The 26,151-nt window shown below is 39.7% G+C and carries 23 protein-coding genes; 3 read left to right on the plus strand and 20 right to left on the minus strand.

The features are described 5' to 3' along the window. Positions 1-152: 152 nt before the first annotated feature. Positions 153-344 carry a hypothetical protein gene (locus IGK01_RS06900; protein ID WP_010735437.1) on the minus strand — a complete coding sequence of 64 codons (192 nt, stop codon included), beginning with the start codon at positions 342-344 and terminating at the stop codon, positions 153-155. Positions 345-503: 159 nt separating this feature from the next. On the opposite strand from IGK01_RS06900, the gene IGK01_RS06905 reads away from it, so the two are divergent. The 3 genes from IGK01_RS06905 to IGK01_RS06915 all read left to right on the plus strand — a co-directional run bounded on the left by IGK01_RS06905 (position 504) and on the right by IGK01_RS06915 (position 4,336). Further along, complete coding sequence (locus IGK01_RS06905; RefSeq protein ID WP_010735436.1) at positions 504-2,006, plus strand: DUF1846 domain-containing protein; 1,503 nt, start codon at positions 504-506, stop codon at positions 2,004-2,006. A gap of 418 nt (positions 2,007-2,424) precedes the next feature. Continuing rightward, entirely contained in the window at positions 2,425-3,606 is a 1,182-nt protein-coding gene (locus IGK01_RS06910) for a NupC/NupG family nucleoside CNT transporter (protein WP_096081545.1), read from the plus strand. A gap of 169 nt (positions 3,607-3,775) precedes the next feature. Next, positions 3,776-4,336: a guanylate kinase gene (locus IGK01_RS06915; protein WP_023519683.1), complete on the plus strand. Its 561-nt coding sequence runs from the start codon at positions 3,776-3,778 to the stop codon at positions 4,334-4,336. 30 nt (positions 4,337-4,366) lie between these two features. On the opposite strand, the gene IGK01_RS06920 is transcribed toward IGK01_RS06915, so the two are convergent. The 19 genes from IGK01_RS06920 to IGK01_RS07010 form a co-directional block, all read right to left on the minus strand. Further along, positions 4,367-4,873 carry a GNAT family N-acetyltransferase gene (locus IGK01_RS06920; RefSeq protein ID WP_010735433.1) on the minus strand — a complete coding sequence of 169 codons (507 nt, stop codon included), beginning with the start codon at positions 4,871-4,873 and terminating at the stop codon, positions 4,367-4,369. A gap of 13 nt (positions 4,874-4,886) precedes the next feature. Next, complete coding sequence (locus tag IGK01_RS06925; RefSeq protein WP_062805223.1) at positions 4,887-5,849, minus strand: sce7725 family protein; 963 nt, start codon at positions 5,847-5,849, stop codon at positions 4,887-4,889. Positions 5,850-5,856: 7 nt separating this feature from the next. Beyond that, positions 5,857-6,546: a hypothetical protein gene (locus IGK01_RS06930; RefSeq protein WP_062805222.1), complete on the minus strand. Its 690-nt coding sequence runs from the start codon at positions 6,544-6,546 to the stop codon at positions 5,857-5,859. A 265-nt stretch (positions 6,547-6,811) separates the two neighbouring features. After that, positions 6,812-8,269, minus strand: coding sequence for an amidase (locus tag IGK01_RS06935; RefSeq protein ID WP_438840611.1), 1,458 nt, complete (start codon positions 8,267-8,269; stop codon positions 6,812-6,814). Between the two features lie 146 nt (positions 8,270-8,415). After that, positions 8,416-9,357 carry a dihydroorotate oxidase gene (locus IGK01_RS06940; RefSeq protein WP_062805220.1) on the minus strand — a complete coding sequence of 314 codons (942 nt, stop codon included), beginning with the start codon at positions 9,355-9,357 and terminating at the stop codon, positions 8,416-8,418. A gap of 83 nt (positions 9,358-9,440) precedes the next feature. After that, positions 9,441-10,082: a PepSY domain-containing protein gene (locus IGK01_RS06945; RefSeq protein WP_023519688.1), complete on the minus strand. Its 642-nt coding sequence runs from the start codon at positions 10,080-10,082 to the stop codon at positions 9,441-9,443. A gap of 180 nt (positions 10,083-10,262) precedes the next feature. After that, positions 10,263-11,429: a class I SAM-dependent methyltransferase gene (locus tag IGK01_RS06950; protein ID WP_438840612.1), complete on the minus strand. Its 1,167-nt coding sequence runs from the start codon at positions 11,427-11,429 to the stop codon at positions 10,263-10,265. Between the two features lie 177 nt (positions 11,430-11,606). Next, positions 11,607-12,428, minus strand: a complete 822-nt coding sequence (locus tag IGK01_RS06955; protein WP_010735426.1) for a hypothetical protein — start codon at positions 12,426-12,428, stop codon at positions 11,607-11,609. 12 nt (positions 12,429-12,440) lie between these two features. After that, a complete protein-coding gene (locus tag IGK01_RS06960; protein ID WP_010735425.1) occupies positions 12,441-13,292 on the minus strand; it encodes a sugar ABC transporter permease in 852 nt (283 codons plus the stop codon). A 2-nt stretch (positions 13,293-13,294) separates the two neighbouring features. Then, the gene (locus IGK01_RS06965; protein ID WP_010735424.1) at positions 13,295-14,593 is read right to left on the minus strand and encodes a carbohydrate ABC transporter permease; all 1,299 of its coding nucleotides are present in this window, start codon (positions 14,591-14,593) and stop codon (positions 13,295-13,297) included. 144 nt (positions 14,594-14,737) lie between these two features. Continuing rightward, the gene (locus IGK01_RS06970; protein WP_010735423.1) at positions 14,738-15,997 is read right to left on the minus strand and encodes an extracellular solute-binding protein; all 1,260 of its coding nucleotides are present in this window, start codon (positions 15,995-15,997) and stop codon (positions 14,738-14,740) included. A gap of 98 nt (positions 15,998-16,095) precedes the next feature. Beyond that, complete coding sequence (locus IGK01_RS06975; RefSeq protein ID WP_096081549.1) at positions 16,096-17,862, minus strand: glycoside hydrolase family 13 protein; 1,767 nt, start codon at positions 17,860-17,862, stop codon at positions 16,096-16,098. A 159-nt stretch (positions 17,863-18,021) separates the two neighbouring features. Then, positions 18,022-19,134: an o-succinylbenzoate synthase gene (menC, locus tag IGK01_RS06980; RefSeq protein WP_226076621.1), complete on the minus strand. Its 1,113-nt coding sequence runs from the start codon at positions 19,132-19,134 to the stop codon at positions 18,022-18,024. Beyond that, entirely contained in the window at positions 19,125-19,961 is an 837-nt protein-coding gene (menH, locus tag IGK01_RS06985; RefSeq protein WP_409173357.1) for a 2-succinyl-6-hydroxy-2,4-cyclohexadiene-1-carboxylate synthase, read from the minus strand. The genes menC and menH overlap by 10 nt, the downstream gene beginning before the upstream one ends. After that, positions 19,961-21,670, minus strand: a complete 1,710-nt coding sequence (gene menD, locus IGK01_RS06990; protein ID WP_409173358.1) for a 2-succinyl-5-enolpyruvyl-6-hydroxy-3-cyclohexene-1-carboxylic-acid synthase — start codon at positions 21,668-21,670, stop codon at positions 19,961-19,963. Before menD ends, menH begins: the two co-directional genes overlap by 1 nt. Continuing rightward, positions 21,667-23,025: an isochorismate synthase gene (locus IGK01_RS06995; protein ID WP_226076497.1), complete on the minus strand. Its 1,359-nt coding sequence runs from the start codon at positions 23,023-23,025 to the stop codon at positions 21,667-21,669. Before IGK01_RS06995 ends, menD begins: the two co-directional genes overlap by 4 nt. Further along, the gene (gene menE / locus IGK01_RS07000) at positions 23,006-24,490 is read right to left on the minus strand and encodes an o-succinylbenzoate--CoA ligase (RefSeq protein ID WP_349519484.1); all 1,485 of its coding nucleotides are present in this window, start codon (positions 24,488-24,490) and stop codon (positions 23,006-23,008) included. Before menE ends, IGK01_RS06995 begins: the two co-directional genes overlap by 20 nt. Beyond that, entirely contained in the window at positions 24,465-25,280 is an 816-nt protein-coding gene (gene menB / locus IGK01_RS07005; RefSeq protein ID WP_010735416.1) for a 1,4-dihydroxy-2-naphthoyl-CoA synthase, read from the minus strand. Before menB ends, menE begins: the two co-directional genes overlap by 26 nt. Positions 25,281-25,719: 439 nt before the next feature. Next, positions 25,720-26,007: a transposase gene (locus IGK01_RS07010; RefSeq protein WP_023519698.1), complete on the minus strand. Its 288-nt coding sequence runs from the start codon at positions 26,005-26,007 to the stop codon at positions 25,720-25,722. Between the last annotated feature and the right edge of the window lie 144 nt (positions 26,008-26,151).

Consider the following 26,151-nt stretch of genomic DNA (forward strand, 5'->3'; position numbering starts at 1 on the left):
CATCAATTATTCTATGTAATCCAATAGTATCATTTTCTAAGAAAAAAGTGTTACTAAGTATGCGCTGACTTAGAACAAAAATTACTTTTACTTGTATTAATTGAAAGTTAGAGAACATAAAAGAGCGGGTCAGCGATTCCCCGCTCTTAGCTTTATTTTTTGGGTAAATCTCTTGTTGTAAAATGGATGCGTTGGTTTTCATCTCGTGTAAGTAATGTTTCTTCATTTAAGTAAGAGAACTTTAATTCATTTAGTTCACTATCTTCTAGCATATGCTCATATCCTGTAAAAATTGAGCGTATATACTGTTTGTACGCGTTTTTCTTTTTTTGTCTTTTTTTCATAGGACACCTTCCTTATCAAACCTATCATACCAATGAATGCCTTCTGAGACAAGCATGTTTCTTTTGTTTTTTCTTTGAAATTTCTTTATATACTTAATTGATAGTTGACGAAACCTTCAAAAAATGAAAAAATGCGAGAGTAGCTAAGGAGGGAAACAAGTGAAAAAAATAGGTTTTGACTCAGAAAAGTATATCGAAGAGCAATCTGCGTATATCCTTGAACGCGTTCATCATTATGATAAGTTGTATCTGGAATTTGGTGGGAAATTAGTCGATGATAAGCATGCCAAACGTGTCTTACCAGGATTTGAAGAAGATGCTAAAATCAAATTATTGCAAAAGTTGCGTGACCAAGCGGAGATTTTGATTTGTGTGTATGCTGGTGACATCGAGCGGAATAAGATTCGTGGTGATTATGGGATCACATATGATATGGATATCTTGCGCTTGATCGATGAATTACGAGGATATGGATTATCGATCAATAGTGTAGTGATCACCCGGTATAACGGACAACCAGCAACTAAAGTATTTATCAATAAATTGGAGCGTCGGAATATCAAAGTCTATAAACACGCTGAAATCGAGGATTATCCGATCAATGTCGAAAAAATCGTTTCAGAGGATGGTTTCGGCAAGAACGAATACATCGAAACAACGAAACCAATCGTTGTCGTGACAGCTCCTGGTCCAGGTAGTGGGAAATTAGCTACCTGCTTGAACCAACTGTATCACGAGAGCCAAAAAGGCAATGCAGCAGGTTACTCTAAATTTGAGACTTTCCCTGTTTGGAATGTTCCATTGAAACATCCCTTGAACATTGCTTATGAGGCAGCAACAGTCGATTTGAAAGATGTCAATATGATCGATTCTTTTCATTTTGATGCCTATAATAAGGTGGCAGTCAACTACAATCGTGATGTAGAGACTTTCCCAGTCATTAAACGGATCATCGAAAAAATCACTGGTAAGGAATCGGTCTACCAGTCTCCTACTGATATGGGCGTCAACCGCGTAGGCTTCGGTATCACGGATGATGAAGTCGTACAGGAAGCCTCGAAACAAGAAATCATCAGACGCTATTTCCAAACGGCTTGTGACTTTAAAAAAGGTTTGACAGATGAAGATGCCGTCAATCGTATCAAATTGATCATGGAGGAAGTCGGTTTACGTCCAGAAGACCGTAAAGTCGTGACCCCTGCTCATGAGTATGCAAAAACTAGTCAAGCGGCAAGTACTGAACCGATGGCAGTGATCGCGATCGAACTTCCTGATCAAGTGATCCTTACAGGTCGGACAAGTCAATTAATGGATGCTTCGGCTGCTGTTGTCTTGAATGCGATCAAATATCTCGCCCATATCTCTGATGACATTCCGTTGTTATCGCCTCTTGTCTTGGAAACGATCCAAGGACTTAAAAGCAAGGCATTGCACTCTTCGATCGATACACTCAATCTCAATGAGGTGTTGATTGCTTTATCAATCAGTGCAGTGACTAATCCAATCGCACAAGTTGCTTATGAAAAATTAGCAGAACTTGAAGGTGCGCAAGCACATTCAACTGTGATGATCAATAAGAATGATGAACAAAACCTGAAACAATTAGGTATCGACATCACTAGTGCGCCTGTTTACCCTTCAGAAAACTTGTATTATCAATAAATAATTCTTCGATGATGGCTAAAATAGAAAAATAGAAGTTACCTCGATAAATAAGGTGGTATCCATGAAAATTGCTCAAATTTTTGTGGGTACCCTTTGTTTTTTGGAGAAGCAGCTTCTGTGTCAGACTTTCCTGTTTTAAAAATAAATAAAGTAAAGTTGTTGCTCGTCTAACAAGTCCTGATAATATTCATCTACCTTCATCTACCAAGTAATATACGTATATGCCACAACTGCTAGATAAATCAACAATTTAGGTTTCCCAAAGTGACTTCTATTCATTAAAAGACACCTATCTTTCCGTTCTCTTACATGTATACGCTTTAGTCTAAAAATCTCATGAAATTTCTCTCAAAAGATTCGTATTCTTTAAAAATAACATGTAGAATTAAACGGAATTTGGTAAGGAGTGATTTTTTTGAGTCAGTTTATTGGAATAATAGGTTTACTTTTGATTTTTGGGTTGGCGGTTTTGATCAGTAGCGATCGAAAAGCCATCAAACGCAAACCATTGATCATCATGCTCGTTTTGCAATTTGCGTTTGGGTTTGTTTTACTGCGTACGACTTTTGGTACAGCGGTTGTTGCGATGCTAGCCAAGCTATTTGATCACTTATTGGCATTTGCCGGTGAAGGTGTCAATTTCGTCTTTGGGGGTGTAGCAAACGTTGGAAGTGCCCCATTCTTCTTGAATGTGTTGATGCCAATCGTCTTTATTTCTGCAATTATTGGGATTTTGCGTTACATCAAGATTCTTCCTTTATTTATGAAAGCAGTCGGTTTAGGATTGAGTAAAATCAACGGAATGGGAAAATTAGAATCTTATAATGGTGTTGCTTCAGCGATTTTAGGTCAATCAGAAGTTTTTATCTCCATCAAAAAGGAACTGCCTTTCTTAACCGAAAAGCGTCTGTTCTCGATGAGTGTTTCCGCAATGTCCACGGTTTCGATGTCCATCGTTGGTTCCTATATGGCATTGATTGATTCAAAATACGTGATCACTGCTTTAGTTTTGAATCTTTTTGGTGGATATATTCTTGCCTCGATCGTCAATCCTTATGAGTTAGACGAAAAAGAAGATGAATTAGTGATTGAAGAAGACAAAGAACAAACATTTTTCCAAATGTTAGGCGAATATATTTTAGATGGTTTCCATGTCGCAATCACAGTGGCTGCAATGTTGATCGGTTTTGTTGCTTTGATTGCTATGATCAATGCCTTGTTCAGCGGGATTTTTGGGATTACATTCCAACAGATTTTAGGGTATATTTTTGCGCCATTTGCATTTATCAGTGGGATTCCTTGGAAAGAAGCGGTTGATGCCGGTAGTATCATGGCAACAAAACTTGTGACAAATGAGTTTGTAGCAATGACTGAATTATCGACTGGGACTTTTGAATTTACAGAACGTACCACCGCTATCTTATCAGTCTTCTTAGTATCATTTGCGAACTTCTCTTCAATTGGGATCATTTCAGGGGCAATGAAAGGGTTGAATGAAGAAAAAGGTAATCTTGTAGCAAAACATGGATTGAAAATTTTGTTCACCGCTTCATTAGTCAGCTTTTTAAGCGCAATTGTTACCGGAATACTGTTGTAAAGCTATCTTTTATCTAGCGTCTTAAGTATACTGAACTTGGCTGGTTTGAACAGATGACCTGTTTAAATTGGTTAAGTTTTTTTATTTTAAATGACAGATTTCCACTTTTCGGTATATATTAGTTATAAACATGTCTTTGATCATGTCACTATAGAAAGGAATATTTCCTATGAATAAATGTTATGTATTTATTGGGCCTTCTGGTTCCGGAAAGACGACACTAGCTCATGCAATTTTTTCTTCACAACAAAAGATCATTACGTATACGACCCGCCCCCCACGAAAAAATGAAAAAAATCACCTTGATTACCATTTTGTTTCTCAAGAGACCTTTGAAGAAATGATCGTCCATCAGGAATTTGCCGAATGGGATCGGTACGCCGATCACTATTATGGCTCAAGTAAACAAGAGATCTCAACGAAGCTTGCACAGGGTGACTGCTTCACGGTCCTTACAGCCCCAGGTTTTTGGCACTTGTATGAACAATTTGGTCGTTGTATCGTCCCTGTCTTCATCATAGTAGCAAAAGAAAAGTTGTATGAACGATTTGTACTTCGCGGAGACTCACCAGATAAAATCAGGCAACGGCTTGCTCTCTTTGAAAAAGATCAAAAAGAACTTGAAAAATTAACACTTATTCCTACCTTGATCTCATTTGAAAATAATCAGACGTTAGAAATCGAAACAGAAAATTTAAAGCAAGCCATCCATGCAGCGGATCATCGCTGAACAGTTGGCTTGCTTTTAGTTTTGAGCACTTCACAATAATTTTTGATAGGCTTTTCTTTCTCCGTGTGGGAATGGAAATTCAATCATGCCACAATAATGAAAACCTGCCGAGTATATCGTTTTTTCCATTGGGTGATTAGTGGGAAACGTATCGATCCGAACGTCCTTGATTCCTTGACATGTGGCAACGGTCAATAAATGATCTAATAATTGTTTTCCAAGTCTTTTCCCTCTTACGTTTTGATCAAGAGCAACTCGATGGATGGAAAGATACGGCTCTCTCCCCTCCCAATTTCCGGCAATTGCTGTATAGACCGGATCAATGCCTGCAACAAGCGCCGCAGTGCCAACGATGTCTTCTTCGTCAATCAAGACGAAGCTTTCCTGCCTTTCAATGTCTTCGATGAATCGTTCTTTTGATGGTTTTTGATCTCCTTGCCATTGAGGCAATCCTTGCTCAGCAAGGTATGCTGCAGCTTGATCAATGATTTGTAGCACTCTCGGCAAATCATCTAATGTAGTTTTTCTAAGGTACATATCTCTGCTCCTTTTATTGATCTGTGATCAATTTGTATAGCTTGTCTATTCTTGAACCACTGCGTAACCAGTCTGTCGGATGATCTAAGAGCTGACTAACTAATTCAAGATGATGTAACAATGTCCATTTCTTCAAAACTCCCAGACCAGGGAATTTTTGTTGGCGATACAAGCTGACAAGCTCAAGTAATCCTTCCGTGATATAAATTTGTTGATGGTTCCTCATCAACCAACCATACATTTTATTGGCTGCTTCCATAAATTTCAATGCTTGATCTTTTGCGGAATCATTGGTATCTGAAACGAAGTGTTTGATTCGCATATTCCCATAAGCATCGACGTATGTAATATGCAAGGCCAACGCTCGACTGGGAAATCCTTTATCGAAGTAACGACTGCCTTCGATCGTAAAATTGGAAAACCCATGATAGCCATCCATTTGAAAGAACAGATGATCATCGCTAAAAAAATCATCATTTTTTTCTGCATAATTTTCCACATGCCGTCTCGTTTGAAATTGATCACGGACAATGATTTTATTCTCAGGCAATTGCATGCGTAAGCGACTAGAATCAGGAATGAAAAATGTCGCATTAGTTTTGATCAAAGCTTGCCAAATCGCATTTTCTCTAGGTTGATGTTGTCCATCAAAAATAATGAATGGCGGGGGTGATTCAATCATTCTTTCATAATTGCTCGGCGTAATGATCTCTGCCTCTGCTAACGAGCTATCTTCACTGGTCACCCATGTGTGAATCGGTTGATCGAACAGTTTGAACTGACCCACTTGCGGATTCTTTATGATAATCAGCGGATGATTCTTTTTTTGAAACAACTCGACAACATTTTTTAGCGTCGCCGAATCACGTACTGGCTCGATGATTGGCTGAATCTTAGTGGATAAAAGTCCACGATTCAAACTTTCCTTTAATGCAAGTAGATCGAATTGTTTGCCACGTAAATAAGGATAATACATATATTATTCACTCCAATGGTTCAGTTGGCAGACGTCGAATATGACGTTGCTGGCGCAACCAGTCCTGTTCTTGTCGCAAGGCACGATTTTCTTCTTGCAGATCATGGATTGCTTGACTTTCAATTTCATCAATAAACCTTTCATAGTAGCGTTCTTTTGAGAAGGGATCTTGCGTTTCTGAGCGTTTTTTTAATTCTTTGTACAGCTGATCTGAAGGGAAATATTTTACTCCCCGTTCCATTTGTTTGGCCTTTCTGACTTCTCTAAACAATGAAGCCATAAAACGATTAGTCAATGCCTCTTCTGCTACACCTAATTCACGGCGCATTGCTTTTTTTGCAATAATAAAAGTTCCAGGAACAGGCATTTCCTCTTCTAGTGCATACGAACGATAAACTAATACACCAATCTCTGGTGGGATCTCACTTTTAACTTCTTCATATAAATTTTTTGGTAAAACAAAATAATTATAGTGACCGACAAAGGACAATTTTGCAGTTGAGCGAAAATCAGCTTTTGTGACTTTCAATTCATAACAGCGCCATTCTCTTGTTCCGTCAAATTTCATCAGACAACTTAAAGTATCCACGATTCCATGATCCTCAGGCATTGTCACTTCCTCGACCACGATCCCTCCCTGTTCGATACAATAATGATACAACGATGATTCCAGCTCGATCGTTAAAGGAGTTTTCATACACTTCACCTCCGAACATACTTTCGCTTTTCATTCTACCTGAAAAGCCAAGATAATCCAACTACCATTTTATTTTTTTGTATGCTACTTGTCTAACAATAAAAAAAGCAACATAGAAAAGACGAAAAATGCAGCTCAAACATCACATTTTTCGTCTTTTCAATTGCACTCGTTTTTTATTGATCGATCGACTTAAAGGTAAATTCTTCTACCTGTTTGCTATTCTGTATTAAAAATCGTACGATTCATTTGTTCTGTTGATCTTTTACGCTTGCTCGATTTCTGGCGGAAGATAAAACAAACCATGCTTTTCAAATAATTCACCAATCTGAAACAGTAAGTCTTCTCTTCCTCTGGCAGCCATAAACTGAATCCCTAGTGGCAATCCTTGTTCACTGACATGTGTAGGTAGACTGATTGCAGGTTGCCCAGTTAAGTTCGCTAATTGTGTATAAGGAGTGATCGTCAAGCTCTCTTCAAACATCGCTGACACGACTGCCAACCCTTCATCTGCCGATAAATGAGGGACATCAGCCATCTGCTGACGGATCGAGTCACTTTGTAAGTCAGCTGTGATTTTAGGCGCAGTATCCGCAGTGGTTGGCGAAAGAAACAAATCAAAGGACTCAAACAAGCTTTCCATTGTGACAGCTGCATGATCCCATACGTGCAATGATTGCACATAGTCTGCTGCAGAAAGTTTTTTACCATATTGCCATAATGTCCATGAGATTGGTTCTAGCTCGTTGCTTTCTATCCCCCGCTGCAACCCATTTTCGATCGACTCGATCATTGCTGCCGTTTCAGCACCATTCATTTGATAATACGAGTTGATCAATGTACGTCCATCTAAAGGATAAGGAATCTCAACGATTTCATGTCCTGATTGTTCTAGAAAATGCAGTGCTTTTTGAACAGCAATTTGAGCATCTACACTTACCTTCGACCCGATTGGTGAATCAACACAGACAGCGATTTTCAACCGTTCCTTCACTGGATGCTGTTGCCAAAAGGCTGGTGTCACTTGATAAGGTGCCCCACTATTGATTCCTTGTAATGCTTGGAACAACGCTTTTGTATCTCTCATGGAAATCGTTAGTCCGAAATCAATTGCCGCTCCTTGCCAGCCTCGCCAAGCATTTGGACCAACCGGCATTGTTCCTCTTGATGGCTTCAAGCCGATCAAGCCAGAAAATGAGGCTGGAATACGGATCGAACCACCCCCGTCACTGGCACCTGCCATAGGAACGATCCCAGCCGCAACAGCCGCCGCAGCTCCGCCACTTGATCCTCCTGGAGAGTATGCCAAGTTCCATGGATTTCGTGCTGGGCCATATAATTGTGGATCGGTAATATTCTTAAAGCCAAACTCAGGTGCATTCGTTTGACCAAATGAAACTAGGCCGGCTTTTTCTACCGCCTGAACATAATTTGAATTTTTGGATGCTCGGTGTTCTTCGAAAATCCTTGAACCAGAAGTTGCCAACCAGCCTTTTTTTTCTTGTCCTAGCATTTTTAAAGGAAATGGTATTCCTGCTAGTAGCGAATCACTCTCCAGTTGTGGTCGTTTTACATTTGATTGGAAATCAAGTGCTTCAAGTGTGACAAATGCGTTGATTTCTGGATTGAACTTTTCGATTTTCCGCTTTGTTTCTGTAAAAAGTTCTTCCAAGCTGAATTGCTTTGTTCTTAAACCATTCGCAAGATATGTTGCATCTTTCATGCTCTCCCTCCTCAGTTACGGTTATTTTCTCATATGACAGAAAAAGCAACAATGTTTACGCTTAGTCTCTTATTCTAAATAGAAAAACACTTGAAGCAGCTGAATGCTTCAAGTGTTCTACTCTAGTTATAAGAATGAAAGAGGTATTACGACATCGAGCGTAATTTCCCTCTAAATTCGTCGATTGAATGGTAGCCTTTTTCCGCCATGATCGTCTCTAATTCTTTACTGATACGATCAAAAATAGCTACTCCCTCTTTGTGAAGTTCCGTACCGATCTGTAACATGCTTGCGCCGCATAATAAATGTTCAAAAGCATCTTGTCCATTGCGGATACCGCCAGTACCGATGATTTTGATCTCTGGTTTCAAGCGGGTATAAAATGCCCGGACATTCGCTAACGCAGTAGGTTTGATATATTCGCCTCCAAGTCCACCAAAACCCTCTTTTGGTTTGATGACGACTGTTTCACTCTCAGTATCGATATAAAGGCCATTTCCCACACTGTTGATCGAGTTCACATAGGCGATCGGGTACTGATTCAAGATTTCCGCCATTTGATCAAAGTGGGCGAAATCAAAATAAGGAGGAAGTTTGATTCCCAACGGTTTTGAGAACACTTGAAAGACTTCTTTCAATAAAGCTGCTGTTGCCTCGAAATCGTAAGCTAGCTGCGGTTTTCCTGGAACATTTGGGCATGAAAGATTCAGCTCAGTGATCCCTTGGTAATCACTTTCTTCGATCAACTTCAACATTTCCAGATTTTCCTCTGCACTCATACCGGCAATCGAGAAAAACAATGGTTGTTCTTGTCCATGCTCTTTCTCGTAGGCCAATGCATAATCCAGATAATAGGAAAAACCTAAGTTTGGTAAGCCCATTGAATTGATACTCCCCAGTGGCACATCATAATAACGAGGTTCAGGGTTTCCTGCTCGCTCATTGATGGTACAGCTTTTTGTAATGAACGCCCCCGCATTCGAATGTGCAAGTTCATCTAATTCCGCTGTAGTCATGCAATGGACACCAGAAGCGTTCATCAAGGGATTTTCAAAAGAATGATTTAAGAAAGTAGTCGTTAAGCTCAAGTTATTCTCTCCTTTTAATAAAGCGTTTTTTCTAGTGTATCATTTAAGCGAACAAAATCAACAAAAATTTATCGAATGTTCGATCAATCATCGATTTCTGAAGACAATACTTCTCCTGTTTGACTATTGATTTTTACATTTGTTGTTTGGTTGCCATTTTTCACTTTGACATCCCAGTAAGTAGTTCCTAATTCTTTATCAAGGTCCCAATCTGTAGCAGTTCCAGCGCCAACTTTTTCAACCGCGATTTTCCCAGCTTCTTCGATTGAGATCAGATTGCTGACATCTAAGCCGTCTTCTGATTTTTTCTTGCCGTTTTGTTCGTCACGATCTAATTGCTCTGGATTCTCTGCCTCAAGTTTTTCGTCCATCGCATTGATTTTCACTGAATATTCGTTTTGATCATCGACACCTTCAATTTTGTAGAAGTAGCTTCCCCAATCACTATCGAGTTCTAAGCTAGTGATTGCTGCATCTGGGTATTTGTTTTGGAATAATTCAATCGCACGATCCGCAGAAACTTGAATATCAGGGTTTGCTGTTTGTGAAGAGGATGAATCAGTAGAACCAGCGGATGTGCTAGAGTCTTCTGACTTGTTCGTAGAGGTTACAGTTGTTTCTGACGACTGATTGGTCGTACTTGATGGGGTAGTTGTTTGGTTTGGCTGGCACCCCGCCAAAAGTAGTAAAGAAAATAAGCCTGTAAAAATAACTTTTGATTTCATAACAATTCTCCTTTTTATTAGGTATTTATTTTCAGTATAACGAAAAGAGTGAATACTGTCAGCCGATACCATGAAAAATCAGTCTATAGTCTGATTTTACAACTAAAAAAGAACCTGTTTTTACGTAAAAAAGTAAAAACAGGTTCTTTTCATTTAAATAAAAAAACAAAACTCAATAAATTATTTCCGATGCATTGGGATCGAATTGTTCCCTGGATGGACTAACAAGTACTGGATCACATCGATATTGCTCGATTCAAAAGATGCGGCACAGGCTTGTAAATAAAGATCCCACATACGATAGAACCGATCACCCATCTCCTGAGTCACCTGCTCTTGAACCGCATGGAAACGTTGCGTCCAATGTTGTAATGTCCATTGGTAATCACGACGTAAACTTTCTAAGTCGATCACTTGTAGATCGTTTTCCGTGATATCCTTAATCAGTTCCGTCACACCTGGTATATAACCGCCAGGGAAAATATATTTATTGATCCACGCATTCGTTGCACCACCTTGTTGTCGGCTGATTCCATGGATCAAAGCAGTTCCTTTAGGTTTCAACAAATCTTTGACTACTTTGAAATATTCAGGTAGATTTTCTGACCCTACGTGTTCGAACATCCCCACACTGGTGATATGATCGAAAGTCTCCCCTTTCAACTCACGGTAATCCATTAGAAACACACGACATTGGTCTTCTAGATGCTCTTCTTTGATTTTATTGGTGATGAAGTTGTATTGTTCTTCACTGAGAGTAATACCAGTCGCTTTGACATGATATTCTTTTGCAGCAGTAAATAGTAACGTTCCCCAGCCACAACCAATATCCAAGAGGGATTCCCCTTCTTTGATAAATAGCTTATCTAAAATATGATGGACTTTATTGATCTGTGCTTGCTCCAGACTATCTTCTGGAGTTTTGAAATAAGCACAAGAATACGTCAACGTTGAATCAAGCCATAAGCGATAAAAATCATTGCCTAAGTCATAATGAGCATGGATATCCGCTTTATTTTGCTGCTTTGTGTGTTTCTCTTTTTTTGGTAACCACTTCAGATAATCTTTGCTACGCAAGAAACTATCGGTATGACTGTATGCATCGTTGATCAATGATTGGATATTCCCTTCGATTTCAATGCGATGATCCATATAAGCTTCCCCTAAAGAAAGAGAAGCATTTTTCGTCAACTCTTTGATTGGGATCTCTTCATTGAGCGTGATTTTGATTTGTGGAGGGTTATCGGTATCCCCATACTGCTTCGTCGTTCCATCCCAATACGTGACTTCTACTGGAAGTGAAAAAGAGTGCGAAAATAGTTGATGATAAATTGTTTTTTCTAACATAATGATCCTCCTAAAACAAAAATTACACTATTACGTTATACCTATTTCGTCAAAGAATCAACAGATTACAGGCAATAAATAAAAGCTTTTTGAAAATTTCAGAAACACAAAAATAAAGAATGTAAGGAGGAAGACATTTCTGCTTTCCCTCTTACATTCTTCATTTTTTTGATTCGATCAGACTTGGATCGCTTTTGAATCTTTGAAGCCAGTTTTAGCGAAAATCCATAGTAACAATAAAACGGCTATGGTCGACTGGATGCCCATCATCAAGACAAAATCAAAATGGATAAAACCGACAAAACCAGCAATTATCGAACTCACACCTAGAACATTCAACATCAAATTTGCGCTCTCTTTAAAGTTTTTTATAGAAGAGAATTTGCTTTTTCTTGTTAGCCATAAAAAGAAGGCAGCGCCGAACAAAATCAAGCCCGTCATGATAAACAATAAAATACCTAACGTCAAACTGTAAGATAAAATGATCATCGGTCGATTACTCGCATAAAATTCATTCTCTAAAAACTGTTCAAACTCTTTTGGACTTGTCATTCTCATAAAATCAAATGAGGAGGGATATGACATATTGTATTCTCGTGTTTGTCCATCCACTTCTTGACGGATCGTCCAGCTGGTCTCTTCAAAATTGATTGCGGCTCCTCTTTCTGCCATTTCTTCTGGCGTCAGTGCTGTTCCGATGATGACATCGTTTGTTACACTGATGATCTCAGAGTCAGCTGTTAAGCGACCGTTCGTAAGTTGTAGTTCACGTAAGCGTGCCACCCCTTCCTGATCGATCAACGTATTCACCGATAAGAATTGTTCCATCGGGATCGCCGAGACTTGATTCGTATAAAATAAAGTAATCGGCATGACCATAAAAGAAATTAGAAACAGAAAGATCACGATAAATTTTGGCCAAGTGAGTTGTTTTCTACCTAAAAACAACTGTTTTGGACTTCTTAAGCTTGAAAAGTAATTGAGTGGGAATTTATCCATAGCAAACGACTCCTAACCTTTGGTCCCGCCTGATGTCAGTCCGGTCACAAAGTTTTTTTGTAAAAAAAAGAACAATAAACATATTGGTACAGCAATCAAGATTGCTCCCGCCGCAAACAGAGAAACGCGTTGGTTGGTTACATCAGAAATAAAGGTTTGTAATCCAACTGCAACTGTTTGATTTTCAGGCGTACGAAGTAGGAAACGTGCCAACATGAAGTCACCAAATGGTCCCATAAATGCCCAAAGCGCTTGGACTGCGATCATTGGTTTGACTAATGGCAAGACGATTTGCAAGAAAATCCTAAAGTGTCCTGCACCATCCAATTTAGCTGATTCATCTAAATCGATTGGGACTGTATCGAAGTATCCTTTCATCAGCCAAGTGTTCATTGGGATTCCCCCACCGATATAGATCATTGTCAGGAACCAATAACGATCCAATGCACCTAATAGAAAGGCCATCACATAAAAAGCGGTCAATGCTGCCATCGTTGGTACCATCTGGATCACTAGAAAGAACATCAAACTTGATTTTCTTCCGATGAAACGATAACGACTATACGTATAACCAGCAAGTGTCACAACAGTTACTTGAATGACCATCGTTAAAACAGAAATGATCAACGTATTTTTATACCACGTGCCATACAAGGTTTCATTGAATAAGCGAGAAAAATTATTTAAGGTCCAATCACCGGAGAAATCCAAACTAAAAGCAGCAATATTGCCTGGTTTGAAAGCAGTACTAGCTGTGATCAATAACGGATAGATGATAATGATCGACAATAGGATCAAAAACACATAAGTGAAGAAATGCGAAAGTCTCCGTTGGAACTTAGCACTCGTACTAAATTTTTTCATGACTAGTCCTCCATTTTGAACGCATTAGTTTTCTTGAATACCAACAGAGAAACGGCAATGACGATCATCGAAATGATCAGCGTGATCGCAGAAGCCATCGAATACTGTGGCGAGGTCCCCGTGGTCAATTTATAGATCCACGAAATCAAGATATCCGTTGATCCTGCACCACCACCGACACTTCCCGGTCCCCCATTATTGAAGAGGTAGATCATGGAGAAGTTATTGAAGTTCCCTGTATACTGTGTGATAAACGTTGGTGCTGCTACAAGAAAGATTGCTGGCAACGTGATACTTGAGAAGCGCTGCCAAGCATTCGCACCGTCGATTTTTGCTGCTTCGTAAAGATCTTCAGAAATCGATTGTAAGATCCCTGTGACCATCACATAGATGTAAGGAAAACCTAACCAGCCTTGTATCAAGATGATTGCGACTTTTGTCCAGTTCGGATCAGTTTTCCAAGGAACGGAGGCAATATCTACAAAGGGGATATTATTCAAGAATGGAATAACTTGCGTGTTGATCGCTCCCACACTATCGTTAAAGATGTTTGAAAAACTCATGATCGTGATAAATGCTGGGACTGCCCATGGTAAAAGGAAAATAATTCCAAAAACACGTTTGAATTTGATAAATTTCTGGTGCGCGATCACTGCTGTAAATACGCCTAACGTGATTTGTAAAGTAGTTGCACAAAGCGTCCAGATGACGGTCCAAGAGAACACGGCAACAAATGTATTTCGATAAGAACTTAAAAAGAAAATACTGAAGAAGTTTTCTGCTCCCACCCAGTCGATCAAACTTGCTGGTGGGATGTGTTGGAAATCATAGTTTGTAAATGCTGTAAATAATGTCACTAGAACCGGAAAGATGATCGTGAAAATCATCAATAGATACGCTGGAAGCGTCAAGAGATAAGGAAAGCCTTCATCACCCACATTATGTATGACTTCCTTCATTGTTCGATTGATCTTTTTCCCTTCTTTTCTCATGACTGCGACACGTTTTGCATCTACTAGATTGATGAAATAAAAAAATAAAAACAAGGCTGTCACAATCAATTGCAAAGTTCCTTGGATCAACATAAATAATGAGTGATCTTCCATTGGGACACTCCCTAAGGTAACTAAACCTATTAAGGATTGAAAACCACCTAAAACCATTTGGATGATAAATCCGATAAATAGTGCTAAAAATACGACTCCTTTAAATACTTGACCATTTGCAAATTGACCCAGTCCTGGAATGATCGAACGTAACATCGTGCCTTTGACATTGACCGCTGTATCTTCTTGTTGCATGGTGTTGTTCCCCCCTCTTGATACTAAAAACAGGTGCTGTATGTTGAAGCGCCTTTTCTATAAAATCATCTCACGTTCATCAAAGGTAAAACATGGAGCTGAGAAGCAATTTCCTTCACAGCTCCAACCTTTTTGATGATCTAATTAATATTTTTGCTCAATTGCTTCGCTGATCGTCTTCACCGCGTCGTCAGCCGATTCTTTTGGTGTTTTTCTGCCTGAACCAGCATCAAACATCAAGTTTTCTGCGCCTGTCCAAACTTCTGCCATCTCTGGAATATTTGGCATTGCTTGTGCTGTTTCATATTGTTCAATAACTGCAGTCGTCAATTCATCATTTGTGCCTTTTGCTGTTTCACGAGCCGCTTGATTGGCTGGTACTTCGTTGACCATTTCAAAGAATTTTTCTTGATTTTCTGTATTGGTTACATAATCTAACCATTTTTGAGCCACTTCTTTATTCTTAGAGTAGTTACTTACGACCCAACCTTTTCCTCCACCAAATGGTTGATAAGATTCACCATTATTCAATGTTGGGATTTTTGATACGCCATAATTGAGGTCGTTTTCTTGATAAGTTTGTGCTTGCCATGGGCCATCGATAATCGCTGCTGCCTTGTTTGACATGAACTGTTGGTTGACAAAGTCGCCAGCACTCTTGATATCTTGCATTCCTTTAGGCCAAACATTTTGGAACCAATCTGTAGCATAAGTGATTCCTTCTACTGCTCCTGCATTGTTTAACCCAATTTCAGATGGGTCTGTTCCATCTTCACCAAATACATAGCCACCGTAACCAGAAATCAAGCCATATGAATAATAAAAATCAGTCCATTTTGCTAAAAATCCTGTATTCGTTCCTTCTTCAGATTCAAAATTGAAACGTTCATCTTTTGCTAACGCTTCCAAATCTTTGAAAGTTGTCGGTGCAGTGTCAACTAGATCTTTGTTATAGTATAAAACTAGTGTCTCGATAACTGCCGGTGCCCCATAGATTTTATCCTCATACGTTACTTGAGCTTTATCCGTATCATTGTAATCTGCTTCGTTCCCCAATTTCACTTCTGCCAAATGCCCTTGTTGTCCTAATGCTCCGATCCGGTCATAAGCTGCCATCATGACATCTGGTGCTTTTCCTGCGGGACCGTCCAACGCAAGCGATTCCAATTGTTCGAACATGTCTTTTTCGACTAACTTGATTTTAACGTCATTGTCTTCTTCAAATTTTGTTTTAATCTCATTGACATAATCTTTGTAACCAGAATCGACAGAAATCGTTAATGTTTTTCCATCTTCTTCATTTGCTGCAGTTGATGAACCACCATTACCACAGGCAGCAAGTCCCCCGATAAACCCTAAAGATAATGCGCCTAACCCGAATTTTTTTAGCAACTGTTTACTCATTTTTTTTCCTCCGATTCTATTCTATTCCTCTTACAATTTGATTATATGTTTACAAAAGCTCGATTTGCAAACGCTTTCTCTATGTTACCGATAACAACTTAACAAAGGATCAAAAATCCATTCGTTTGGACTTCAGCTTTGCCGTCTTTTAAGATGTCACAATTTTGGCTGAACAAAACATCATTTTCTAAATCGACCAAATACGATTCTGTTCCTTGATTGAAATAAGCATGAATGGTTTGCTGATCGAGATGACGAGTCAAGTGAATTTGTTCGTTTTTGTCGTCGACCAATCGCCAAGTCAGATCCCCTTCAATCAACACTTGTTGCACTTGTTTACGCACACAGATCAATTCTTTGACGAACCCCTTCAATTCAAGATCTTGCTGGTCCTTTTCCCAGACCATACATTTTCGACAGTCAGGATCATCATGACCTGTCATGCCGATTTCTGTTCCGTAGTAGATACAAGGCGCCCCTTTTTGTAAGAACATGAAAGCTAGCACTGATTTCATCAGTTCCTTGTCCTCTTTACACAAAGTCAAGATTCTGGCTGTATCATGAGAATCCAATAAATTGAATGTCCCTTCATTAACTTGATCACGATAAAGCATTTGCTGATGATTCATGCCACTGACCATTTGAGTGGGTGTGATTTTTTTATGGACGAAATAGTCTTTGATCGAATCCATAAAGGCGTAGTTCATCACCGCATGGAATTCATCGCCCTGTAACCAAGCTTGAGAAGAATGCCAGATTTCGCCTAAAATATAAATATCAGGTTTGATCGTAGTGACCGCTTCTCTGAATTTCTTCCAAAAATGATGATCCACTTCATTTGCTACATCTAACCGCCACCCATCGATATCAAATTCCTTGACCCAATACGTGGCAATATCTAATAAATAATCTTGTACTTCTTGATTTGCTGTATTGAGCTTAGGCATAAATGGTGTAAAAGCAAACGTATCATATGCCAGATTTTCGGCTGTTTCAGGAACATCTGTCATTTGATAGGCATCCACTGGAAATGAATGGATGTGGAACCAGTCTTTGTAGCGGGATTTCTCGCCATTTTCGATCACATCTTGCCATTGTGGGGCATGACTACCCATATGATTGAACACAGCATCCAGCATGATTCGGATTCCTTTATCATGCGCTTTTGTGATTAACTCTTTCAATAACTCTTTATCACCAAATTGTGGATCGACCGCATAGTAATCGATCGTGTCATATTTGTGATTCGAGGTTGCTTCAAAAACAGGACAGAAATAAATCCCTGTGATCCCTAAATCAGCTAGGTAATCGAGATGATCGATCACCCCTTGAAGATCTCCGCCAAAGAAATCTTCTCGATCCGGGTCTTTACTTCCCCAAGGCAACGTACCTTTAGGATCATTTGTTGAATCACCATTCGCAAAGCGTTCAGGAAATATTTGATACCAAATCGTTTGTTTTGCCCATTCAGGTACTTTGAAGCGATCGATTTGTTGAAAATATGGCATACGGAAATAATAGTTTGCATTCGCCAATGTTTCTTCTTGATAAGGGAATATTCCTTGGTCTCCGTAAAAACAATCCATCCCATCAATTCCCACGATGTGAAAACCGTATTGCAATCGTCTAGTATCACTCGTCAACTCGATTTCCCAGTAATCATGAAGAAGTGTACTTAATCCTTTTTTCATTGGTTGTTCTTTTAAATACCAATTTTCTGAGAAAATCGTATATGGATCTCCGCTGATCACAGAAACTTGTTTGACATCATCTTTACTTGTACGTAAGCGAATCCGCATCGTTGTATCACTGTATAAATAAGCAAATTCACTTTCGGGTCGATGATAAATTGCTGCAGTATTCATTTCAGTCCTCCCTTGTCTTTCAGTTAACAAAAACAACTATAAAAGATAACTAACTTAAAGACAACGCTTACATTGTTGTTATCGGTAACAAGATTTTTAGCAAAAAAAAAGATGAATGGCACACTGTTTACAAAGCATGCGTGATTCATCTTCTTGACGCTATTTATTTACATAGGTTTTCTGATCATATGCATACTTTAACAACTGCTCTTCTTGCCATGTGACACCAATCCCTGATTGACCAGGAATCCTCAAATGTCCATTTGTGATTCGTGCTTTGGGTTCGACAATATCATCATAGAAATAGCGATCAAAAGCAGACAAGTCTCCTGGAAAAGTAAAGCAATCTTGACTTGCAAAATGCAGATTCATCGCTCGACCGACTCCGGATTCAAACATCCCACCTAACCAAACGAGCAAGTCATTTTCCTGACAAAAATCGACGATTCTTAAAGCCTCAGTGATTCCTCCGACTCTGGGAATCTTTAAATTGATTGCTCGACAACTTCCCAGTGCATGAGCTGTTTTTACGTCTTCCAGTGTTCGAATATTCTCATCAAGACAAACTGCTGTTTTGATTTCCTTTTGAAGTATGGCATGGTCAACATAGTCACGAGGGTGAAAAGGTTGTTCGATCATCGCAAGCTTCAAGGCATCCATTTTCTTGAATAACGGCAGATCGCTGATCGTATAAGCAGAATTCGCATCAGCCATCAATTGGATCTCTGGATATTGTTCACGCAACACTTGCAGTGGCACTAAGTCATTGCCAGGAGTGATTTTCAACTTGATTCGTTGGTATCCTTGATCAACATAAGTTTTTGCAGTCGCAAGTAAATCTATCGGGTTGTCATGGACACCAATACTGACACCTACGGGAATCGCTGATCGTTCGGCGGAAAACAACTTTTGTAATGGGCGCCCTATTCGACGAGCATAAAGATCCCAAACCGCTGTTTCGACCGCTGATTTTGCCATAAAATTCCCTTGCGTATATTTGAAAGCTGACCAAATTTCTTCTGGATGTGAGAAGTCAAGTTCGAATAAACAAGGAATCAGCTCTTTTTGTAATACCGATCGACTCATATCAATCGTTTCTTCGATGTAATCTGCACGTTCAAAAGCGACTAACTCGCCGATCCCCTGATTCCCTAACTCATCTTCCACGATCAACAAATCAAAAGCCTTTGTATCCAATCGACCATAACTCGTTCTGAAAGGTGTCACTAAGGGGAATCGCAAACAGTACTGTTGGATGTTGACTATTTTGATGGCGTCCACTCCCTTTCCATTTCACTGATCCAAGTAGTGACAGTTGTCTCAAATAGCCTAGGTTGCTCGATGTGACAACAGTGCCCGCATTCCGTAAGGATCTGGCAACGAAAAATCTCTTTGATGTTTGTTATTTGTTTACCGATCTTTTGGAACTTCTCATCCTTTTGACCAACAAGATACAATAGTGGGCATTCGATACTCGCTAAATCTGGCCAATAATTTTTTTGCGCGCCAGTTCCCATATAGTAAAGACTTAATGCTAAACCTAGCTTATTTTGAGCAAGGCGCTCGTTTCTTACTCTGCTTTTTTGTTCCAAGGATAACGCCTGTTGTGAAGCGAATAGTGGCAACTTCTCCCAATAATCAACAAAATCACTCAAAGGCTCTCTCAATAAACGTAAAGCAAGTTTTCGATCAGCTTTTTTACGATGGTTTCGTTGCTGTTCATCTGCAATTCCTGCAGTTCCACCTTCTAAAATGAGGCCTTTGATCCCTTGTGGCCGTTCGAGCGCCCAAGCAAGTGCTACTCGAGCCCCCATCGAGTAGCCTAATACATAAAAAGAAGGAATTTTTAATAATGAGACTAAACTCGCCAAATCAGCTACCAATGACGTAAGTTGGTAACGGTAAGGATGAAGGTAAACCGCTGTTTTTCCATGACCGATCAAATCAATGGCTAAGTAATTAAACTGAGGATTCTCAAACATAAACGTTTGTGTACTACCGGTAAAGCCATGCAAACAAATAACCGTTGGCTGTTTTGGATCAGTTTGGTGTAACCAACGGTAATGGTAAGCCACCCCACGTACAGTCTTAACTGGCATCAGTCTATTTCCTCCTGATAACGACGCTTCATCTGCTCCCATAATTGGACAGGTTCTTGTTGTTGCCCTCTGATTTCAATCATTGTCCAATCCCCTTGATTCCGGCTTTTTTCAATCGCTTGCTCAAACTCTTTACTTGAAGGTGGTTGTATATAATGACCATTATATAAATCTGCTACTTTCTCTAATTCTAAATCAAGTGGTGTACCAAACAATGGTTCAAAATCAGTCTCTGAAAGTTGATTTTGAGGAAGAAAAGAAAAAATTCCACCACCATTGTTGTTCAATACGACTAAAGTAACAGGTAAGTGATAACGTCGAATTAGCTCCAACGCGTTCATGTCATGAAACAGCGCAAGATCGCCGATCAAGACAAACATCCGCTTGTTCCTTACCAAAGCGATTCCTGCCGCTGTAGAAATCAACCCGTCGATCCCGTTGATCCCTCGATTCCCATAGATCGGAAATGACTCTGTAGTAGGCGAAGCAAAACGATCAACAAAGCGGATCGCGTTACTATTTGCCAAAAATAAAGCTTCCTCTGATTTTATCGCTTGCAATAACTGGCAACTAGCATTGCTTTCGCTCCATTCATCGATAGACAATTCTTTAGTGATAACTTCTCTCGCTTTTTGATAAGCTCTTTTCCATTGCACCAACCATTCGTCAGGGGGTGGCGTAGGTATTGCATCCAAAGTTTCCGATACTAGTTTACAGAAATCAAGTACACCGATTTGGATAAAACTTGTTCCTAAATGTAATGGATCACGCCATTCTTCCTCATCGATCAAGACATAGTCAGAAATAGTTTCGTGATGTTTTTTTAAATAAAGCATCACATTTTTAGCTACAGGAAGATTACCAAATTGCCAAATGACTTCAGGAGTTTCAGGAACCGGTCCAGAAAAAATCAAATCTGCGTGCGGAAGATAGACATCGCTCATTTGTTGACAAGCACCTAGATTTGCCAATGGATCGCCAATGATTGGCCATTGTAAAGCTGTTGCTAAAGTAAGTAACGCTTTTGCCTCATCAGGTGTCAATTCTTTACCGACGATCATCAACCCTTTTTTTGATAGCCAAGGAACAAGCTCCGGTACTTGCTTCGACACAATTTGAGTAACCAGTTTTTTTGGATGAAAAGATCCATCAAGAGAAAAAGTTAAATCAGGCAATAATGGCTCTCTAAAAGGCAAATTGATCTGAATAGGGCCAGCAGGCACGCGTGTTGCTTCATAGGCACCATTGGCACCATGCCAGTAGCTATACCGTATCATTTCCGAACTGGCTTCAGGAAGTGCTAATTCAATAAACTTTTTGATATGCGAACCAAATAACTTTTGTTGGTCCATCGTTTGTGGCGAACCAACGCCACGTGCTTCTGGTGGACGATCTGCTGTTAGCAATAGTAAAGGAATGTTTGTTGCTTTTGCTTCACAAACCGCTGGAAAGAAGTTCGCTGCGGCAGTACCAGACGTACAAAGAACCCCGACTGGTTGTTTCAATGCTTTTGCCATACCTAATGCAAAGAATGCCGCCGATCGCTCATCAACATTGACTGTTGTATTGATCTCTGGGTCTCTATGAAGTAACAAGGCAAGTGGGGTCGATCGTGAACCAGGACTGATCACGACATTTTTAAGCCCGCCTTCTTTCATTCCTTTGATGAATGCCAATAAATAAGCGGTCATCTCTTGTTGTCTCGTCATCCTTTCACTCCTCTAAGCATTGGTTGGAATTTCAGCAATGTTTCTTGGCGTTCTGCCTCAGGATCAGAATCCGCAACAATGCCACAACCTGCATATAATATTCCTTCGGTTTCAGTCAAGATGCCTGAGCGGATGCCTACAGCAAACTCACCGACATCCTCGATCGGGTCCACCCACCCGATTGGTGCCCCGTATAACCCTCTACCGAAAGGTTCATGATCTTTGATCCATTGCAACGCTAATCTTTGAGGTTCACCACCTAAAGCCGGTGAAGGATGGATCAGTTCAACCGCATCGATCAATGAGACTCCCTGTTTACGTTCTCCAGAGAAAGTCATCGCTAAATGTTGAATGTCACGGTTTTTCAATAACCGACGGGAAGAAACAGCGACATCCCCTGCGACAATATTTGCTAATTGATCCTCTAATCGTTGCGCAACAATTCCGTGTTCTTGTGTATTTTTAGAGTCTTTTAAAAGTTCTTTGCCGATTTCATCGTCTTCCTGCATAGTAGATCCTCTAGGTGCCGAACCTGCTATCCCAGCAGTCATAAAATGACTTTTCGTTCCTTGAATCAATCGTTCTGGAGTTGCACCAATGAAAGCAAGTTGATTCGATGCTAAAAGAAATAAATAAGTCTGTGGTTGTTGTTCAGCTAAACGATGAAGAATTTGAGTGATCGACTGGAAAGATCCGTGTATTGCCAATTGTCTTGCTAAGACGACCTTTTTAAGCGAAGTAGCTTTGTGTATGATTTCCTTGCGCGCATCATCTACATTGTGTAGAAAAGTTGGAACTGCCAGCTCTTCGGACGACACAAGAACATTTACTGATTGTTCTTGTTCTTTGCCTTCTAACAATTCACTCACAAGACTATCTAAATACGAAAAATCTTTTAAAAGACTCCTGGTTGTTGCAGCTTCTTTTCTGATTGTCAAAACAACTTGAGTCTTTGAACCTATTCGCTTGAAAAGAATACTTGGTAGAATGAAATAGCCAGATTCAACCTCACTCCAAATCTTTTCTTTTAAGTTGTTTGGATCAAAGGGAAAGCCTCCAAAAAGCAAAGGTCCCCCCTTCTGGCTTGATACGTTTAAAAAACTTTTAGAAAACTCAAGAGAAAATCCTTTGATAGCACTAGGCATATCATCCTGTTGTCCATCAAATAAATTTTCTCCTATTCCTAATAGCTCACAATCCTCATCAGGAGGACACCAATAAAAGCGATCTCCTTTAGATGGGACAAGAGGCAAGAGTTTTTTTACCGTTTGTTCACCAAGCTCGTAGCTATAAGTAAAATAAAGATGATTTTTTAAAAGCTGATCATCGATTGAGCTATCTAATTTGATATTCAATGTAATTCACTCTTTCTTCTGTCATTAAAAGACGTTTGATTGGTTTTCCAGTCGCCGTTTTAGGAATTTCCGAGACACAGTAGATTTTAGTTGGATGCTTGTAACGTGCTAATGGCGCTAGTAGATCAGTGATTTCTCTATCAGTAAGTGGTTCATCTAATCGCACATAAGCAACAGGTGTTTGCCCCCATGTTTTATCCCAAGCCCCTACGACAGCGACCTCCGCAATTTTATTGCAAGTTAAAAGTACTCGCTCGATTTCAACTGGGAAAATATTCTCTCCCCCCGAAATGATGCGTTCACTCATGCGACTGACAATATAAAGATAATCCTCTTCATCAAGGTACCCCCAATCGCCAGTGTGAAACCAACCATCCTCTGTCCAAGAATCCGGATTGACGCAATTCAAATAGTGGTCGATGATCGATGGTCCTTTGACTAAAATCTCTCCCATTTGATCTGACTTCTTATCTTTTTGAATACGGATCGATACCTCAGACAAAGCTTTACCAGAAGAACCGGTTTTTGCTTCGAATGACTCCGGAGAAAGGGCGACGATCTGTGAACAGGTTTCTGTCATGCCATAAGAAAGCATCACAGGCACCTGTTTTTCCATACATGCTTGCATGACTCGTCCTTCTCCCGGCCCTCCCCCTAATAATACTTTTTTGAATGAGGGAGCATAACCACTTTCTGGGATCAATGGTTCAAGGTCTTTCAACATTTTGCTGACCAAAGAAATATAGTTGCCACTTCCATTTGCTAAAAGTTGATGGACTTGTTGAGGAGAGAATCCCTGCAACAGAATCACTTGGATGCCTAAAGCAAGTGAGCGTAATAAAATAGACAAGCCACTAATGTGATAGAGTGGCACACAGCAGATCCAGCTATCTGAACGATCTACTTCTAAACTTAGCGCAGTCGCTTGGCTACTCGCATAGTGATTGGCAAATGTTTGCGGTACGCCTTTCGGTTTACCTGTCGTTCCAGACGTATACATGATTGACGCAATTGCCTTTTCTCCGTACCCTTCATCAAACCAATTCTTCGGCTGTAGGACGTGTAATTCCGAAGGATCGGGAAATGAAAACCAAGTGATGCGCTCGTTGACTGCTAATTTATTGGCAGAAATAAGAGTGGATGTCCCAGCATCTGCCATCTGTTCATTGATCTCATTCGTCGTCAAGCGTGTATTGACAAACTGGATTTCTTTTCCTAACTCCCATAATGCCAAGATCGATAAATAGGCATCTAAATCATTTTCACAATACAAGGCAACTCGTTCACTCGCTTTGGGTAATATTCGATGATAATACTCTGCAAAACTTTGAACGTGTGAAGTCAGCTCGCGAAAAGACAAATGATGATCGTTCCACTGACAGGCTGGTGCATCTGGATGAAGCATTGCTTGTTTTTGCAACCAGCTATTAGGTTGAGGTTTAAGGGAACTTAGGAAATTGGTCAAAATCAGGTTCTCTTTTTTCTTTAAATGCGTCGCGTCCTTCTTGTGCTTCATCCATGGTGTAATATAAAAGCGTCGCATCCCCTGCCAATTGTTGGATACCTGCTAAGCCATCTGTATCTGCGTTCATTGCCGCTTTGATCATTCGTAGAGCTAGTGGGCTTTTCTTCAACATCTCTTCTGCCCACTCGATCGTCACATCCTCTACTTGTTCGAGCGGTACGACCGTATTGATCCAATTCATTGCCAACGCTTCTTCAGCACTATACTGCTTCGTCATGAACCAAACTTCTTTCGCTTTTTTATGCCCTACGACACGAGCCAAGTAACCCGAACCATAGCCACCATCGAAGCTCCCAACGTTAGGCCCTGTTTGACCGAATTTCGCATTTTCGGCTGCGATTGTGATATCACACACAAGTTGTAAGACATTTCCACCACCGATCGACCAACCTTTTACCATCGCAATCACTGGCTTAGGAATGACTCGGATCAATCGTTGCAAATCTAGTACATTAAGACGCGGAATTTGGTCTTCACCAACATACCCACCATTTCCTCGAACTTTCTGATCGCCACCTGAACAAAATGCTTTGTCACCAGCCCCTGTCAAAATGATAACACCGATATCTTGACGATCACGACTGATTGTAAAAGCTTCGATCATCTCAAAGACTGTTTTTGGTGTAAAAGCATTATGGACCTCCGGACGATTGATTGTTATCTTAGCAATCTTCCCATATTGTTCAAATAAGATTTCGTCGTATTCCTTGATCGTTTTCCATTCTCTCATTTCTATCTCCTCCTAAAATTCATTAAATTTATTATACACAAGTTTTAAGCATTTAATGATAATTTCTTTATAAATTACTGTACAAAGAATATTGAATGAGTTAAGCGCAAGAAAAGCTTTATAATCTAACTTTCAAATAAATGATTTTAGATTTTTTCAGTGAATTTATTGTTTCTATTTTTCATTGTAATTGATTACTTCAAATATCTTCTCTTATTAGTCCCTGACTATATTCATAATCTAGCATATACCTAATACGTAATTTTTTTGCTTTTACCATTCATACTCATAATAAACAATTGCTACGCAAGCAAATGAATGTTTTCAAAATCCTCTATTTCGTTTACTATTTTAGTCGCTATTTCCTAGATAGACATACTTTCACAGCAGTACAGCTCTTTTATATAAATAATGAAGAGGTTGATTCTGTTCTCACCGCTTATTCAGTTTCAGGTGGTATGAGAGGGCTAATATCTCTCTCCAAAAAGTTTAATAGACAATAGGCTAACCGGTTATTTTGACAGAATTTTTCTAATGGACGAGAGGAGACACCGGTTGCTTCAAAAATAATTTCAGGCGTTTCTGGCAGTACGGTGATTTCTTCAAGTAACTGGCGGAACTCTTCTTGATTATGACAGACTTTCCCTTCTGTTAGACATTGTTGATTATGGTAAAGTACTTTGTAACTTTTACCTTTAGATACGTCAAAAGCAAAAATAAAGGTCATGCGACTTCTCCTTTATTATTTGATTGAACATCTTTCACTCATTCATTCCGATTCGACTTTTCTTTACACGGACTCGAGGTCCATTAGAGTATGTTCGAGCTTCCCTTAACTCTCACTATACTTGAATAAGAGAAATAGTGGTTA

This window comes from Enterococcus sp. AZ080, assembly GCF_051714945.1.
Taxonomy (GTDB): domain Bacteria; phylum Bacillota; class Bacilli; order Lactobacillales; family Enterococcaceae; genus Enterococcus_B; species Enterococcus_B pernyi.

What these genes read in the sequence shown, in the direction of transcription:
- IGK01_RS06900 (WP_010735437.1), bottom strand. Translation starts at nt 344, where the DNA reads ATGAAAAAAAGACAAAAAAAGAAAAACGCGTACAAACAGTATATACGC.
- IGK01_RS06915 (WP_023519683.1), top strand. Translation starts at nt 3,776, where the DNA reads ATGAATAAATGTTATGTATTTATTGGGCCTTCTGGTTCCGGAAAGACG.
- menB (WP_010735416.1), bottom strand. Translation starts at nt 25,280, where the DNA reads ATGAGAGAATGGAAAACGATCAAGGAATACGACGAAATCTTATTTGAA.
- IGK01_RS06975 (WP_096081549.1), bottom strand. Translation starts at nt 17,862, where the DNA reads ATGAATACTGCAGCAATTTATCATCGACCCGAAAGTGAATTTGCTTAT.
- IGK01_RS06935 (WP_438840611.1), bottom strand. Translation starts at nt 8,269, where the DNA reads ATGAAAGATGCAACATATCTTGCGAATGGTTTAAGAACAAAGCAATTC.
- menH (WP_409173357.1), bottom strand. Translation starts at nt 19,961, where the DNA reads ATGCCAGTTAAGACTGTACGTGGGGTGGCTTACCATTACCGTTGGTTA.
- IGK01_RS06950 (WP_438840612.1), bottom strand. Translation starts at nt 11,429, where the DNA reads ATGTTAGAAAAAACAATTTATCATCAACTATTTTCGCACTCTTTTTCA.
- IGK01_RS06965 (WP_010735424.1), bottom strand. Translation starts at nt 14,593, where the DNA reads ATGCAACAAGAAGATACAGCGGTCAATGTCAAAGGCACGATGTTACGT.
- IGK01_RS06925 (WP_062805223.1), bottom strand. Translation starts at nt 5,849, where the DNA reads ATGTATTATCCTTATTTACGTGGCAAACAATTCGATCTACTTGCATTA.
- menD (WP_409173358.1), bottom strand. Translation starts at nt 21,670, where the DNA reads ATGACGAGACAACAAGAGATGACCGCTTATTTATTGGCATTCATCAAA.
- IGK01_RS06960 (WP_010735425.1), bottom strand. Translation starts at nt 13,292, where the DNA reads ATGAAAAAATTTAGTACGAGTGCTAAGTTCCAACGGAGACTTTCGCAT.
- IGK01_RS06955 (WP_010735426.1), bottom strand. Translation starts at nt 12,428, where the DNA reads ATGGATAAATTCCCACTCAATTACTTTTCAAGCTTAAGAAGTCCAAAA.
- IGK01_RS06920 (WP_010735433.1), bottom strand. Translation starts at nt 4,873, where the DNA reads ATGTACCTTAGAAAAACTACATTAGATGATTTGCCGAGAGTGCTACAA.
- IGK01_RS06945 (WP_023519688.1), bottom strand. Translation starts at nt 10,082, where the DNA reads ATGAAATCAAAAGTTATTTTTACAGGCTTATTTTCTTTACTACTTTTG.
- IGK01_RS07010 (WP_023519698.1), bottom strand. Translation starts at nt 26,007, where the DNA reads ATGACCTTTATTTTTGCTTTTGACGTATCTAAAGGTAAAAGTTACAAA.
- IGK01_RS06970 (WP_010735423.1), bottom strand. Translation starts at nt 15,997, where the DNA reads ATGAGTAAACAGTTGCTAAAAAAATTCGGGTTAGGCGCATTATCTTTA.
- IGK01_RS06930 (WP_062805222.1), bottom strand. Translation starts at nt 6,546, where the DNA reads ATGAAAACTCCTTTAACGATCGAGCTGGAATCATCGTTGTATCATTAT.